We start from the raw sequence: 15,379 nt of genomic DNA, 5'->3' as shown, positions 1-15,379 counted from the left end.
TCTATTCTGTTTATTTGTAGTTGAAAGTCCCTTTATAGTCAAATCCCGTTATTATTTTTTAATCAAAAGCAAACATATAAGACGTAATTGTTAACTAAATACGCTTGAATGTTTCAATTGCTTTGAGGCGTGTTTCTTTTAAATCTACAATCGGTTTTGGATAATTCAACCGAAGAGACTTATTTGCTGAATAAGGATCATGAATAGATTTGTTGTCCAGATGAGCTAATTCTTTTACCCATGTGCGAATATAGTCACCATTCGGATCAAATTTTTGTGATTGGCTAATCGGGTTAAAAATTCGGAAATAGGGTACAGCATCTGTTCCAGTTGAAGCACACCATTGCCATCCACCATTGTTTGCAGCTAGGTCTCCATCAATTAAATGTTGCATAAACCATTGCTCACCAATACGCCAATCGATCAGTAAGTTTTTACATAAGAACATAGCAGTAATCATACGTACTCGATTATGCATCCAGCCGGTTTGTAAAAGCTGGCGCATTCCGGCATCAACTATAGGAATACCCGTTTGACCAGTTTGCCATGCAGTTAGGTGTTCTGGGTTATGATTCCATTGAATTTTTTGAGTGTCCTTTTTAAATGGAATATGTTTAGACACATAAGGAAAGTCAAATAAAATATGTTGGTAAAACTCTCGCCAAATAAGTTCATCTAACCATGTTTGCTGACCTTCATTGGTTAAATGAAAGTTACCATGTTGACTGCGGAATAATGCTTGTAAACACTGACGTATAGATAAAATGCCAATATTTAAATAAGGCGAAAGTTTACTTGTACCTGTTATGTGAGGAAAATCTCGCTCGACTTTATAGTGAGATACCGAGTCTTCAATAAAATGATCTAGTTGTTCTAATGCATATGACTCGCCAACAGGCCATAAATCTTGCTGTTCTGTTGTAATGGATGAACAGAATAGCTTTTCAATTTCAGCTAAGTTTGTATTTTTCTCTTCTAATAAATCGGTTGGAACTTTAGTTTGTTTATTGGGTAAAGGATAACATTGAGGTAAACCACTAGTATCTAGTTTTGAGTAGCACACTTTTTTAAAGGCACTAAAAACTTGATAAGGTTGTTCTGATTTATTGCGAATTGAACGCAGAGGAAAAATCGTGCGATCATGAAATAAAAAAAGTTCTTTACTGTCTTTATTTAAAGTGTCTTGTACAGTTTTATCTCTTTTTAGCTCATTTACTCCTACCTCAATATTGGCATAAACATTTTCAATATTATATTTCTTACTAAAGTCAGAAATAAACTTGGCGATATCTTTCCAATAAGGGATGACCTGAATAACCAGAGGGATGTGAAGAGCTGCCAATTCTTCTTGAAGTTTTTTGAGTTGTCTTAAATAAAAACTAATTTTTATTGGAGCATCGTCGTGCTGTTTCCACTGGTCTGGCGATAAGATGACTAATGCAATTGAATTACCTTGTTGGCAAGCATGCCATAAAGCTGCATGATCGCGCACTCGTAAATCTTGTCGGAACCAAATCAATTGATAAGCATTTGACATGCATAGTCCAATAATAAATTAACTCACTGAATATTATATAAAATAAATGCATAAAAAAAGCAAAGCCGAAGCTTTGCTTTTTATCATCTTGTTAAAGATGAATTAGTGGTGGTGACCACCAGCACCGTGTACATGACCGTGATCAAGCTCTTCAGCAGATGCTTCACGGATTTCTACGATTTCAACTTCAAAAGTTAAGTCTTGGCCAGCAAGTGGGAAGTTAGCATCAACAACAACGTTGTCGCCTTCAACCGCTTTAACTGTAACGATTTGAACGCCGTCATCAGTTTGAGCTTGGAATTGCATACCAGGTTGAATGTTATCAACACCTTGGAACATTTGAGCTGGAACTTCTTGTACTAGGTCTGGGTTGTATTCGCCATAACCTTCAGCAGCTGGTACGTTTACAGTGAATTTATCACCAACAGTTTTACCAGTTAATGCATTTTCTAAACCAGGAATGATATTGCCTGCACCGTGCAAATAGGCAAGTGGTTCACCTTGAGATTGATCAAGTGTTTCACCCTCAGCGTTTGTTAATTTATAGTGGAATGAAACCACGTGGTTATTTGCAATTGCAGTCATGTTTTTGATCCATTCAATCAATTAAAGCGTACATCATAAAGTGAAAAATAAATTTTGTAGACTACAAAATCTCAATCTTTAACACTTTTTCTAATGCGTTTTTACCTATATAGGGATGAACTCAAAAAATTCAACTCAATACAGCTTAATTTTTGGTCGTACTCGTCTTGTAAGTAAATCTTTCACTGTGAGTAGTCCAGCTTGAGTGTATCCGTGAATTGTTGCTTGATGTAAACGGTATAAAGATACGTACATCGTTTTAGCAATATATCCTTGTACACTAACATCCCCAAGCAATTCTCCAACGGCTTTATTACGACTTAAAGACACAAGTGAACCTTTGTCATTAAAAGTGAACATTGGCTGTGAACGGCCATTCAGTCTGGCAGCCATAGCATTAACTAAAAAGCGTGCTTGTTGACTGGCAACTTGAGCGCGTGGTCCAAGAGGAGGGTTTCGTGCATCAAGTTGGCAGTGTGCACAATCACCAAAAGCGAATACATTTGGGTCAGAATAAGTTTGCAGCGTAGCATAGACCATTAAACGGTTAATGTTGTCACGTTCGAAATCGGTAAAACTTTCAAGAACTTTCGGTGCTTTTACGCCAGCTGCCCATACCGTAATATCACTTTTGAGTTCATTACCGTTACTGAAATAGATGCGATGCTTATCAATTTTTTCAACGCGATGTCGAGTTAAAATTTGGATACCCATTTTTTGGAGCTGTTTTGCACTATGCTCAGCTGTTTTCTCACTTAAAGCAGGTAAAATACGTTCGGAAGCTTCAATCAGTGTGATTTTGACTTGATTAGGGTGGATTTTTTTCAAACCATATCGGTAAAAGTTTTTAGTGGTTTCTATAAGCTCGGCAGCAAGTTCTACACCCGTTGCACCTGCACCAACAATTCCAATATTGAGTGTACGTTGATCTGGTTGATTTTGTGCTTCAATGTACAAATGCAAAAGATCTTGTTGGAAAATATCTGCTTGATTTCTACTGTCTAGAAAATGACAGTTTTCACGTACACCCGTTGTGTTAAAGTCATTGGATACTGAACCAAGCGCTAAAATAAGCGTGTCATAACTGAGTTTTTGAACTTGCGTGTTCTGTTCTTTAGACATTTGAGGAGGGACTAAATCTATTATTTTTTTCTCTTTATCAATTGCAACAAGTGTTCCCAATATAAATTCGTAATGATGTTTTTCTGCATGCGCAAAATAATTGGTTTGTTCTTCGTGAGGGTTTAAGGAACCCGCCGCAATTTCATGAAGTAGAGGCTTCCAGATATGAGTCAAATTTTGGTCGACTAATGTAATTTTGGCTTTACCACTTTTCCCAAAGGTTTCACCGAGTTGTGTGGCAAGTTCTAAACCACCTGCGCCACCACCGACAATGACAATATGATGTAAACTTTGGGCCATTTTTATCACCTAATTATTTTTCTATAAAAAAAGATGGCTAAATTATGCCATCTTTTATTTATAAAATTTATTGTGCCTCTGTGCACAATTTGATGTTTTTAGTGCGAATCTACAGGGTAGAGTTTTGCTGCACTATGATTACTCGATGAAAAAATAGAGAACAAATTTGAGAACCACATCATGATTTTTTGGAAAATATTGGCTTCTTCAATATGCACATCATTTTCAATTTGTAGACTGCGAATGAGCTGATTGTTTTGATAAATTGAAACTGTTGCCAAGTTCATGGCTTTCATTAACGGTGCTGTTAATTTTTGCTCGTTTAATGCAATATTTACACGAGTTTGAGTCGTTTCTAGTGGAGCAATAGTTTTTAGTTGTTTATTGCTATCAAGGACTTGAATGCGGTGTGTTGCGTAATCAAACGTATTTAAATCAATTGCTACTGGTTCGGCATATAAAGAAGTCGTGACAATAGTTGGCTGCTTAGTTTCAACCTTAAACATTTTTAAAGTTGATTTAATAACTGGTAGCTCAGCAATAAGTTTTTGCTCTGGAATAACCACTTCATCACGTGTATACGCATAAGCAAGATTCATTAATTTATCGGCAATTTCAGCGCGTTTCACGGCACTTGGTGTACCTAAAACAATAACCAGTAAACGTCTTTGCGGTAAGTTTGGTGAAAACGAAGGGCGCGAAGCTGTAAGAGCCAAGTTATACCCCGCTGCTTTGGTATAACCAGTTTTTAAACCATCTACAGATGGATCATATTTCAAAGCAAGGTTAGTCGCATGATGAAAACGTTGATTGTAGCTAAAGCTTGGCATTTTTGAATAATGTAAATATTCAGGTGTTTGGTGAATCACTGCCTGACTTAATAAGCTCAAATCATGAGCTGTGGTGTAATGATCTGGCATTGTAATCCCGGCAGGGTTACTAAAATGCGTGTCTTTCATACCTAAAGCTTGAGCTTCTTGGTTCATACGTTGTACGAAATGAGGCACATCACCAGAAATTTTTTCTGCCAAAGTCACAGCTGCATCATTTGCCGACATCACAATTAAACCTGCCAAAAGCTGATCAACTGAAATTTGCTCACCTGCTTTAAGGTACATTTGTGATTCATCCCACTGAACCACGCTAACTACTGGTGTTGCAGTAATAACTTGATCTAGCTTTAATTTTCCAGCCTTAATCTCTTTTAATGCAATATAAGCAACCATCATTTTGGTTAAAGATGCTGGTGCACGTTGCACATGACTATTATGTTCAGCAATGACTTGACCAGATTGAGTATCTACTATTGTCCAAGCAGCGGCCTCGACGCTCTCAGGAGCAATATTAAGAAGGGCAGCATTGGTAAGAGTAGTACAGAAAATACTAAACAGTGTAAAAAGAGATAGGAAGAATTTCACTAGGTGACCTTGACGTTTACTGGCAAATACGGAACACAGATGCACAGCATGCTATGCCTTTTTTTTGTAGAAGGCTAGTCTGAATTGTTGCCAAAAAATACATCTACGCAAGTCGATACAAAAAAGTGATAATCTAAGGTGAAACCGTTCTTATTTTAAATTGAAGAATTTATGTTGCATTATCAAATAGAGTTCGATGATTACAAACAGCATCTTGTTCACGTCACAATTCGTTTTTTAGCGAATCCAAATCAGGAACTATGGTTACCAACGTGGATTCCGGGTAGTTATTTAATTCGTGAGTTTTCTAAGCATATTGAAGCTGTAAAAGCTTACGATGAAGCTGGGCGCATGCTCAATATTAAAAAAACTGAAAAAAATCGCTGGCGTTTATTTAACACCGATCATGAGTTAATTACTGTTGAATACGATGTCTATGCTTACGATTTATCAGTACGTGGTGCTTATGTAGATCAAACTCGTCTATATATTAACCCAGCCTGTGTATGCTTAGGTTTAGATGGACAAGAGCAATCTGCTTGTGAGTTAGAAATCTTTTTGCCTGATGAGTTAAAACACTTTCAATTAGCAACTGGCTTAGCTTCAAAAAGCTTAGTTAAGGGACGTTTTACCTTAAAAGCTGATCATTATGATCAACTGATTGATAGTCCATTTGAACTTGCGGAGCAAACACGTTTTAGCTTCGATGCTCATGGAATTAAACATGAATTTGCAATTTCTGGACAGCACAACACGAATATAGAACGTTTAAAAGCGGATATTGAAAAAATCTGTGCAGCTGAAATTGAAATGTTTGGTTCAGCGCCATTTAAAAACTATACCTTTATGACGATGGCAACAGGCAATAGTTATGGTGGCTTAGAGCATTGCAACAGTACTAGTCTGATTACACCACGTGATGATTTACCAAAATCGAATGAACCAACTGAACCTTCGAAAGACTATCAACGTTTCTTAGGGTTATGTAGCCACGAGTATTTTCATTCTTGGTTAGTGAAGTTTATCCGCCCAGAAAACTTTGCAAACTACAATTTACATCAAGAAGGTTATACCTCGCTACTGTGGATCTTTGAAGGGTTTACTTCATATTATGATGATCTCATTTTATTACGTAGCGGTGTGATCTCTCAGAAGTCTTATCTAGATTTGTTGAAGTCACAGCTTGATCGTTATTTACAAAATCCAGGTCGTTTTGTTCAGACAGTCGCTGAATCAAGTTTTGATGCATGGATTAAGTTTTATCGTCCAGATGAAAACACCAATAATGCGGGCACCAGCTATTACAACAAAGGTGCATTAGTTGCCTTATGTTTAGATTTAGGCTTACGTTTACGTGGTTCTAGTCTTGATGCCTTAATGCGTCGATTGTATGAAAATACACAAAATGGTATTCAGGTTAATGAACGTACCGTTTTCGATTTATGTGAAGAGTTAACGGGTGATAGTTGGGTTGAGCAAATTAATCATTTGATTAACACAACGGATGAGTTGCCGCTGGATCAGTTATTCCCTGAGTTTGGTTTAAGTTATACGCTTAAAAACGATAAGACTTTGGCTTATGGTTTAAAGCTAACCGATAAACCTGAAGGTGTATTGGTACAAAATGCTCAACGTGAAGGAGCTGGGGCAAAAGCAGGTATTTCTGCCAATGATGTCATTATCGCAATTGATGGATTAAAAGCGACCACAAAACTTATTGAGAAATATGCTAAGCAAAAGGGTAATTATCAAGTCTTAGCTTTCCGCCGTGATGAGTTGTTGTCGTTTGATGTTACAGGTGAAAGTATAAACTTAACTGAAGTTGAACTTATTATTGAAGATCAAACAAAAGCTGATAAATGGTTAAAAGCCTGAATAACAGTTAAATAGTTTATAAAAAACCGATGTTTCGTACATCGGTTTTTTACTTTTTAGTAGATTTTAAAAATTGAAATAGGTGTTATCTTTGAGTTTATTTTGAATGAAAAGTATAATATTTGTCAGAACTCTGAAAGATATCTCATGTAATTTAAGACTGATCTATACCTTAAAAGTTGGTAAACCTAGATGTATTACCATAAGTTAGGTATAAGATTATTATCAATAGATTTAAATTATGTATTATTTCGCTGCGAAATGTCGTTATCACTGGATATTTCGTTGACTGAAAGCCAATGAGAGCCGATACTCTCAGGGTTTTATTTAAGCATATCGGTTCGTAGGCACTGGGCCAAAAGCTCGGTCCTCAAAACTCAATTCAACGGAAGGGGCTATATATGGCTGGTGAAAAGTCAACTATCATTTACACACTGACTGACGAGGCGCCATTATTGGCGACTTATTCGCTACTGCCGATCATTGAGACCTTTACTAAGCCAGCAGGTATCGAGATTGTTAAAAGTGACATCTCTGTAGCTGCACGTGTGCTCGCAGAATTCGCTGACTACCTAAGTGAAGAGCAAAAGGTATCCGACAACCTTGCTGAGCTAGGTCGTCTTACACAAGATCCAGATACTAACATTATCAAACTCCCAAATATTAGTGCCTCTGTTGCGCAATTGACAGCATGTATTAAAGAACTTCAATCTAAAGGTTTTGCAATTCCTGACTATCCGGAAAACCCAGCGACTGAAGAAGAAAAAACTATTAAAGCTCGTTATGGCAAATGCCTAGGTTCAGCAGTAAACCCAGTTCTTCGTGAGGGTAACTCTGACCGTCGTGCTCCTGCTGCCGTTAAAAATTACGCTAAGAAACACCCTCACTCAATGAGCGAGTGGAAACAGTGGTCACAAACTCACGTTTCACACATGGAAGAAGGTGACTTCTACCACGGTGAAAAGTCAATGACACTTGACCGTGCACGTAATGTAAAAATGGAACTTATCACAAACAGTGGTAAGAGCATTGTTCTTAAGCCAAAAGTTGCGCTTCAAGAAGGCGAAATCATCGACTCAATGTTCATGAGCAAGAAAGCACTTTGTGATTTCTACGAAAAAGAACTTGATGATTGTAAAGAAGCAGGAATTTTATTCTCTTTACACGTAAAAGCGACAATGATGAAAGTTTCACACCCTATCGTGTTCGGTCACTGTGTGAAAATCTACTACAAAGAAGCTTTTGAAAAACACGGTAAGTTATTTGACGAGTTAGGTATCAACGTTAATAACGGTATGGCTGGGTTATACGAGAAAATCGAAACTCTTCCAACGTCATTACGTGAAGAAATCATCGAAGACTTGCATGCTTGTCAAGAACACCGTCCTGCACTTGCAATGGTTGATTCAGCAAAAGGCATCACAAACTTCCATTCACCTAACGACATCATTGTAGATGCTTCTATGCCTGCAATGATCCGTGCTGGCGGTAAAATGTGGGGTGCTGATGGTAAGCAATACGATGCTAAAGCAGTAATGCCTGAATCAACATTTGCGCGTATTTACCAAGAAATGATCAATTTCTGTAAATGGCATGGTAACTTCGATCCGAAGACTATGGGTACAGTACCAAACGTTGGTTTGATGGCTCAAAAAGCTGAAGAATACGGTTCTCACGACAAGACTTTTGAAATTGCTGAAGCTGGTATCGCAAACATTACCGATCTTGACACTGGTGAAGTGTTATTGACTCAAAATGTTGAAGAAGGCGATATCTGGCGTATGTGTCAGGTGAAAGATGCTCCGATTCGTGACTGGGTAAAACTTGCAGTAACTCGTGCTCGTAACTCAGGCATGCCTGCGATCTTCTGGCTTGACCCATACCGTCCACACGAAAATGAATTGATCAAGAAAGTACAGAAGTACTTAAAAGATCACGACACAACTGGTCTTGATATCCAAATCATGTCTCAAGTACGTGCTATGCGTTACACACTTGAGCGCGTAGTTCGTGGCTTAGATACAATTTCTGTGACTGGTAACATTTTACGTGACTACTTAACAGATTTGTTCCCAATTATGGAACTTGGTACTTCTGCGAAGATGTTGTCTATCGTTCCGCTTATGGCGGGTGGTGGCATGTACGAAACTGGTGCAGGCGGTTCAGCACCTAAACACGTACAACAACTTGTTGAAGAAAACCACTTACGTTGGGATTCGCTTGGTGAGTTCCTTGCTTTAGCAGCTTCTTTAGAAGAGATGGGTGTTAAAGAGAATAATGCTCGTGCGAAGTTGCTTGCTAAGACACTTGATGAAGCGACTGGTAAATTGCTTGACAACGACAAGTCTCCATCACGTCGTACAGGCGAGCTTGACAACCGTGGTAGCCATTTCTACTTATCACTTTACTGGGCAGAAGCACTTGCTGCACAGAACGAAGATGCTGAGTTAAAAGCGAAGTTTACTTCACTTGCAAAAACTTTAGCTGAAGAAGAGCCGAAGATTGTTGCTGAGCTTGCTCAAGTACAAGGTAAAGCAGCCGATATCGGTGGTTATTACGCAATTGATCCAGCGAAAGTAAATGCTGTAATGCGTCCAAGCGCTACATTTAATGCTGCTCTTGCAAGTGTTGGTGCTTAATTACTAACTCGTGTGAATAGCTTAAAAGCCGGTGTTTATACATCGGCTTTTTTTATTTTTTTATAAAAATAAATGGCATTAAAAAAAGCCCACCTAAGTGAGCTTTAAAACGTAAATGTTTTATCGACCACTACGACCACGTGGAGCTTTGGTATTTGGGCGAGTTGTACCATTGGTCTTACGACGTGGTTTCTCACTTTCATCCATTTGCCAAATACGTTTTGTACCAGACTTTTTAACAGAACCATCTTTGTTCTTACGAACCATTGGTTTACCACCTGTACCACCCGGTTTTTTCACATAAGAACGTGAACGATAAGGTTGTTCTGCTGGCACATTTTTAAAGTCAGGGTAGAGTAGAGGTTCAATTTCTTTGGTCTCACCCGGTTCTAGTCCTAATTGAACTAAATCAATTGAACCAATTTTAGTACGAATGAGACGTAAAGTTGGGAAACCTACCGCAGAGGTCATGCGGCGAACTTGGCGGTTACGACCTTCACAAATAGAAATTTCAATCCAAGAGGTTGGAATGTTGGCACGGTAACGTACAGGAGGATCACGGTCCCATACCCATTCAGGTTCACTTACCTTAATTGCTTTTGCTGGTAAAGTCATACCATCATTAAGCTCTACACCCTTACGAAGTTGCTCAAGCGCTTCTTCGGTAACATCGCCATCAACTTGAACTAAATACGTTTTGTATTTTTTATTCGCAGGGTTGGTAATGAACTGATTCAAACCACCATGATCGGTTAAAAAAACTAAACCCTCAGAGTCCATATCAAGACGACCTGCTATGCGTAAAGTCGGGTCATCTATAAAGTCAGAGACCGTCATGTGCGCTTCGTCTTTACGAAACTGGGAGAGTACGTCATAAGGTTTGTTAAGAATGACGATTTTCATAAAAAATGACTTCTTCTTTCAAATAAGCGGTAAAAACATTGAGCTATATTTAAGTGTGAAATTTGCTTATTTCCCACATAAATCTCAAAAAGGATTAAATTCGATTAAGCTATTATGCGTTAATAAAAGTTGAAAGTATTGTTTATCGATAATTATTTTTGTTTGGTTAGTTAAATATTATAAAAGGGAGAATCTACACAATGGGTTATCAGAAGATCGTGGTTCCTGCCGATGGTGATAAAATTAAAGTAAAAGCAGACCTATCACTGAATGTACCAAATCATCCAATTATTCCTTTCATTGAGGGTGATGGTATTGGTGTAGATATTACACCGACCATGAAAACAGTTGTTGATGCGGCTGTCTTAAAAGCCTATGGCGGTAAACGTTGCATTGAGTGGATGGAAGTCTATTGCGGTGAAAAGGCTAATAAAATTTATGGCAGTTATATGCCAGAAGAAACTTTTGAAGCTCTGCGTGAATTTGTCGTTTCAATTAAAGGTCCCTTAACTACTCCAGTTGGTGGCGGTATTCGCTCACTCAATGTGGCATTACGCCAAGAATTAGACTTGTACGTGTGCGTACGCCCTGTACGCTGGTTTGAAGGCGTTCCATCACCTGTTCAGCATCCTGAACTAACCGACATGGTGATTTTCCGTGAAAACTCGGAAGATATTTATGCTGGTATTGAATGGAAAGCTGATTCTGAAGAAGCCAAAAAAGTGATTAAGTTCCTTCAAGAAGAAATGGGCGTCACAAAAATTCGCTTTCCAGAAGGATGCGGTATTGGAATCAAGCCAGTATCTAAAGAAGGATCGCAACGTTTAGTTCGTAAAGCCATTCAATTTGCAATAGATAATGACAAACCATCGGTAACCCTTGTTCATAAAGGTAATATTATGAAATATACCGAAGGTGCCTTTAAAGAATGGGGTTATGAGTTAGCTTTAGATCGTTTTGGTGGTGAACTCATAGATGGTGGGCCATGGGTTAAAATTAAGAACCCTAAAAATGGTAAAGACATTATTATTAAAGATGTGATAGCGGACGCTTTCTTACAGCAAATTTTGATGCGTCCTGCCGACTACTCAGTGATAGCAACCCTTAATTTAAATGGTGACTATATTTCTGATGCATTAGCAGCAGAAGTAGGAGGTATAGGAATTGCTCCGGGAGCAAATATCGGGGGTGCAATTGCCGTATATGAGGCAACTCATGGCACAGCACCTAAATATGCTGGGCAAGATAAAGTAAACCCTGGTTCAATTATTCTTTCTGCTGAAATGATGCTTCGAGATATGGGATGGACGGAAGCGGCAGACCTGATTATTAAAGGTATTTCAGGAGCGATTTCAGCTAAAACGGTGACTTACGATTTTGAGCGTTTAATGCCGGGGGCAACTTTGTTGCGTTGTTCTGAATTTGGTGAGGCAATTATTCGTCATATGGAAGATTAGACTGTCATAAAGAAGCCCTTAATGAGGGCTTCTTTGTTGTTTAATGAATGTTATTTATAGTATTGAAGTTAATACAAATAACAAGCTATGAGTTCGCCGTATAAGCCCAAAGCATACAAGTCAGTACAGTTAAACTTAACAATATTCCACCTTGACCATAATGAGTTGCATAGAGGGGAACTTGTCCAATACTGTGCGTAAGTTTATAGTTCAAAATAGGTCTAATGCAAAAGAAAAACAGCGGTAATGAAAAGATTACCGTGTTACTCATTTTAATGGTAAAGCGGAAATAGTAACTAAATAGCCCTATTACCATTACATATAACAGAGTTTTGAAAAGTACTTCTCCACTGGTATAGACATCTATACCAACATAAACATTAAACTTCCATATAAGAAGGCTAAATGTAGCAATTATTGAAATAATAGTTACTACAACAGCATTTGCTGGGCTTGATACATTTAACATTTTTAAGTTTTAATTGATATAAAGTAATTTATTTAAAATATATATTATAAAAATATATATTTCAGTGACCATTTTTAACTTTATAAAAATCACGAAAAATCGTTATTCAGACTTTTTAAGACTAATGCGAATTTGAGCTTGTTTCTTTAAATACCCATAGCGCAAAGCAGAAGATAATGACGAGGAGTAATCCTAAAATTTGACCATGACCAGAGAGGTAAAATGGAACCTCTGGGATGGTTTGAATGGCTTTATAGTCAAGAACAGGCGATAGCCAAAAGTATGCAAATGGAATAGCAATTAAAAATTGTGTTGTAAACTCAATATGATCGCGTGTTAAAAAGCCAAGGGTAGCCGCTGTGGCAATATAGATAATAATCTTTACAGAGACTTCATAGGATGTTGTGATGTCCAGTGCAAATATAGTTCGACATTTAAATGCTAATAATGAAACGCAGATAAAAGCGAACATCGCTAAGAGCTTTAAAAGCTCATCAATATAATTGTTATTGCTCATGTCTTACTCTATTTTAAGTATTAAAATTATAAATTTTGAATAAATATAGATGAGACGAAAACACTCTACATTGACAAAATATGACATTTTTTGTCAATAAAGCTGCTTTGTAAATAATCAAGAAATGCAAACGATACCTTTTTACGACACAGATTTAATCGTTAATGTTCACTTTGAAAAAATTGACAAGCCCCTTATTCGTCGGGGCTTTTTTTATTGCATAAACTCAGGGTGTTTTGCCGTTTTAGGTGCACCGATTTTCTTTTGGTAGCTTTGGTCTAAGACCTGTATCACCAGTACAAATGCAATTACAAATACAGGAAACAATATAGTTTTCACGTTTCGGTTTCTCCGAGAGTTGTAGGTAAGGATGGACGGGTGCGAACTAAAAGGCTCAACGCAAATAGCAAAACAATGCCACTCATTAAAAAGAGGTGGGCATACGACCAGTGCAAATGATGTAAGGTGCTTATAACCACGCCACCTAAAAGCTGGGTACTGGCAAAGCCAATCGTGGCAAGGCTCCAGAGTTTTTGATAACGCTGCTCATAAATTTGTAAAAGGCTATAGGAGCTAATAAACACGGTGGCAGGCGTGAGCAAACCTGTAAGGAATGAAGACAACGCAAGTAAAGAGATGGCATGCGAAAAGAACGGTAATGCAACGGCTATGCAGTAAATGCCATAAAGCCATTTAATTGCTTGTAAATATCCGGTGAAGCGGCTTAAACAGTACGCCACAAAAGCGCCTATACAGCTTCCCATGCCATACAGCACCCAAAACAAATTTCGCTGTTGCAATGGAAAATGCAAGGTTCCCGATAAGTAATCCATCCAAAACAAAGAGTGGGGAATATAGGCAAAAGCACTGCACATATAGGCAATAATAATGACCAGCCCCAAGCGTGAATGTTTGATGCTTTGAGGTGTTTGACTGGTTGTTTGAACAGACTGCTGTGGTTGATGTTTGAGTAATTGGGAAAGTATCAAACTGCCAAAAATAGAGAGCGCTGCAAAAATGCTCCAGACATATTGAACGGGCATATTTTTAAGTAAGGGAATAATAATAGTGGCAGATAACACGCCTACACCAATGCCGCTAAACCCTAAGAAATTGACTTTGAGCCTTTGACTCATTGCAATATTTTTCATGGCAAAGCTCGGTGCCAAAATCATGAGTAGGCCGCCTGCAATTCCTGAAATGGTGCGCCAGAACATGAACCAAACCAATGGCATGTGTATGAAGGCACAGCAGAGTAGGCTTAAACTGCCCACAACTGCCGAACTTACAATGAGTATGGGAATAGATTTTTCTTTAATACTAAACAACGCCAACAAGGCACCTAGCAAATAGCCCAGCAAATTTGCACTGCCTAAGAAGCTTGCGAAGTCATGTGTCCATCCGTATTGAACAATTATGATTGGCATGAGGGCAGTGTAGGAAAATCTAAAAATACCAATACCCAAGCAAGTTGCTAAAAATACAAGCAGACTCATTCGATAAAGCGTAGTCATGAGAAATCACTCAATTTTTTTATTATTAAAAGCGAGTTTGATAATCTTTAAAAATGATTTAATATGATAATAATTATCTTATTTTGAGATAGTGGTATGTTGCTTAAGTCTCTAGAGTTTTTTTTAGCGGTAGCAGAGAGTGGAAGTTTTTCACTGGCTGCACAAAAAATGTATACGGTTCAATCGAATATCACCAGTCATGTGAAAAAGCTTGAAGAAGAGTTAGGAGTGGTTTTATTAAATCGCCATAATCCCGTGACATTAACCAATGCAGGGCAGCAGTTGCATAGCTATGCTGTTCAAATGATCGCGCTGCACAATAAAGCGAAAAAAATCTTTCAAGACAGTGATATTGATCCGAACGAAACCATCCGTTTAGGCAGTATGGAAACCACAGCGGCCATACGACTTCCTCAATTGCTGAATCAGTGTATGCAGCAATATCCCAATTTGCCGATTGAGCTTCAAACTCACCCAACAGGATATTTGATTAACGCTGTACAGCAAGGTGAGCTTGATTGCGCTTTTGTTGCCTCGAAATATGTGATTCCTGAGTTATATAGCTATCCAATATGGCAGGAACAATTGGTTTTGGTCTGCCCTAAACAGCAAACCGAGTTTCCTAACATTGCCACGCTTGCAAAGACCAGATTTATTGCATTTCGACAAGGGTGTTCCTACCGCCATGCAATTGAGCTGTTTTTAAATGACCATAGTGTGCCGCCTTCACAAATTATGGAAATGGGCAGTCTAGACGGTATTGTCAGTTGTGTGGAGTTAGGTGTCGGCTTTGCGCTATTGCCAAAGTCATATTTGACTAAAGTGGCTGATAAATTGTCGTTAAGCTGTTTTGAAATTAATACTGAATCTGCACACTTTACCACTTATGTCGTTGCTCAGCCTCCTGATACATGGGGGAGCAATTTAAAGCAATTTATTGGTTTTATTGAGCAACAGTTTATACAGAAATGTGCTTAATTTTAATACATAAATGTCCTACTTAGCTTATGCCCTAAAAGTGATATATATGTATTTAAAAGTCA

The 15,379-nt window shown here is 38.1% G+C and carries 12 protein-coding genes; 4 read left to right on the top strand and 8 right to left on the bottom strand.

All coding sequences use genetic code 11. The features are described from left to right. Positions 1-94 precede the first annotated feature (94 nt). From phrB to ACLCEG_RS08235, 4 genes are all read right to left on the bottom strand, one after another. On the bottom strand, positions 95-1,537 hold the full coding sequence (gene phrB, locus ACLCEG_RS08250; RefSeq protein WP_410567063.1) for a deoxyribodipyrimidine photo-lyase: 1,443 nt from the start codon (positions 1,535-1,537) through the stop codon (positions 95-97). Between the two features lie 102 nt (positions 1,538-1,639). Beyond that, entirely contained in the window at positions 1,640-2,122 is a 483-nt protein-coding gene (locus ACLCEG_RS08245) for a peptidylprolyl isomerase (RefSeq protein WP_004700040.1), read from the bottom strand. A 135-nt stretch (positions 2,123-2,257) separates the two neighbouring features. Further along, positions 2,258-3,544, bottom strand: coding sequence for an NAD(P)/FAD-dependent oxidoreductase (locus tag ACLCEG_RS08240; RefSeq protein WP_410567061.1), 1,287 nt, complete (start codon positions 3,542-3,544; stop codon positions 2,258-2,260). A gap of 98 nt (positions 3,545-3,642) precedes the next feature. Further along, positions 3,643-4,962, bottom strand: a complete 1,320-nt coding sequence (locus ACLCEG_RS08235; protein ID WP_410567293.1) for a D-alanyl-D-alanine carboxypeptidase PBP6B — start codon at positions 4,960-4,962, stop codon at positions 3,643-3,645. 171 nt (positions 4,963-5,133) lie between these two features. Here ACLCEG_RS08235 and ACLCEG_RS08230 point away from each other — a divergent pair, with 171 nt between their 5' ends. Further along, on the top strand, positions 5,134-6,837 hold the full coding sequence (locus tag ACLCEG_RS08230) for a M61 family metallopeptidase (RefSeq protein ID WP_410567059.1): 1,704 nt from the start codon (positions 5,134-5,136) through the stop codon (positions 6,835-6,837). 401 nt (positions 6,838-7,238) lie between these two features. Beyond that, positions 7,239-9,476, top strand: a complete 2,238-nt coding sequence (locus tag ACLCEG_RS08225; RefSeq protein ID WP_019457697.1) for an NADP-dependent isocitrate dehydrogenase — start codon at positions 7,239-7,241, stop codon at positions 9,474-9,476. Between the two features lie 120 nt (positions 9,477-9,596). Here the strand turns inward: ACLCEG_RS08225 and ACLCEG_RS08220 are convergent, their stop codons facing one another. Next, positions 9,597-10,379 carry an rRNA large subunit pseudouridine synthase E gene (locus ACLCEG_RS08220; RefSeq protein WP_410567057.1) on the bottom strand — a complete coding sequence of 261 codons (783 nt, stop codon included), beginning with the start codon at positions 10,377-10,379 and terminating at the stop codon, positions 9,597-9,599. A gap of 200 nt (positions 10,380-10,579) precedes the next feature. On the opposite strand from ACLCEG_RS08220, the gene icd reads away from it, so the two are divergent. After that, positions 10,580-11,836 (top strand): NADP-dependent isocitrate dehydrogenase, encoded by a 1,257-nt coding sequence (gene icd / locus ACLCEG_RS08215; RefSeq protein WP_410567055.1) that lies wholly within the window; start codon positions 10,580-10,582, stop codon positions 11,834-11,836. Between the two features lie 590 nt (positions 11,837-12,426). Here the strand turns inward: icd and ACLCEG_RS08210 are convergent. The 3 genes from ACLCEG_RS08210 to ACLCEG_RS08200 form a co-directional block, all read right to left on the bottom strand. Beyond that, complete coding sequence (locus tag ACLCEG_RS08210) at positions 12,427-12,822, bottom strand: hypothetical protein (RefSeq protein ID WP_049064672.1); 396 nt, start codon at positions 12,820-12,822, stop codon at positions 12,427-12,429. 213 nt (positions 12,823-13,035) lie between these two features. Then, positions 13,036-13,161, bottom strand: coding sequence for a hypothetical protein (locus ACLCEG_RS08205; protein ID WP_077169559.1), 126 nt, complete (start codon positions 13,159-13,161; stop codon positions 13,036-13,038). Next, positions 13,158-14,336 carry a YbfB/YjiJ family MFS transporter gene (locus tag ACLCEG_RS08200; RefSeq protein WP_410567053.1) on the bottom strand — a complete coding sequence of 393 codons (1,179 nt, stop codon included), beginning with the start codon at positions 14,334-14,336 and terminating at the stop codon, positions 13,158-13,160. Before ACLCEG_RS08200 ends, ACLCEG_RS08205 begins: the two co-directional genes overlap by 4 nt. Before the next feature lie 96 nt (positions 14,337-14,432). Here ACLCEG_RS08200 and ACLCEG_RS08195 point away from each other — a divergent pair, with 96 nt between their 5' ends. Then, positions 14,433-15,314, top strand: a complete 882-nt coding sequence (locus ACLCEG_RS08195; RefSeq protein WP_151760766.1) for a LysR family transcriptional regulator — start codon at positions 14,433-14,435, stop codon at positions 15,312-15,314. The last annotated feature ends 65 nt before the right edge of the window (positions 15,315-15,379 follow it).

It is taken from the genome of Acinetobacter sp. H1(2024), from assembly GCF_046557555.1.
Classification (GTDB): domain Bacteria; phylum Pseudomonadota; class Gammaproteobacteria; order Pseudomonadales; family Moraxellaceae; genus Acinetobacter; species Acinetobacter seifertii.
The sequence above is the reverse complement of the archived record's forward strand: the minus strand, read 5'-3'. Positions and strand labels throughout refer to the sequence as shown.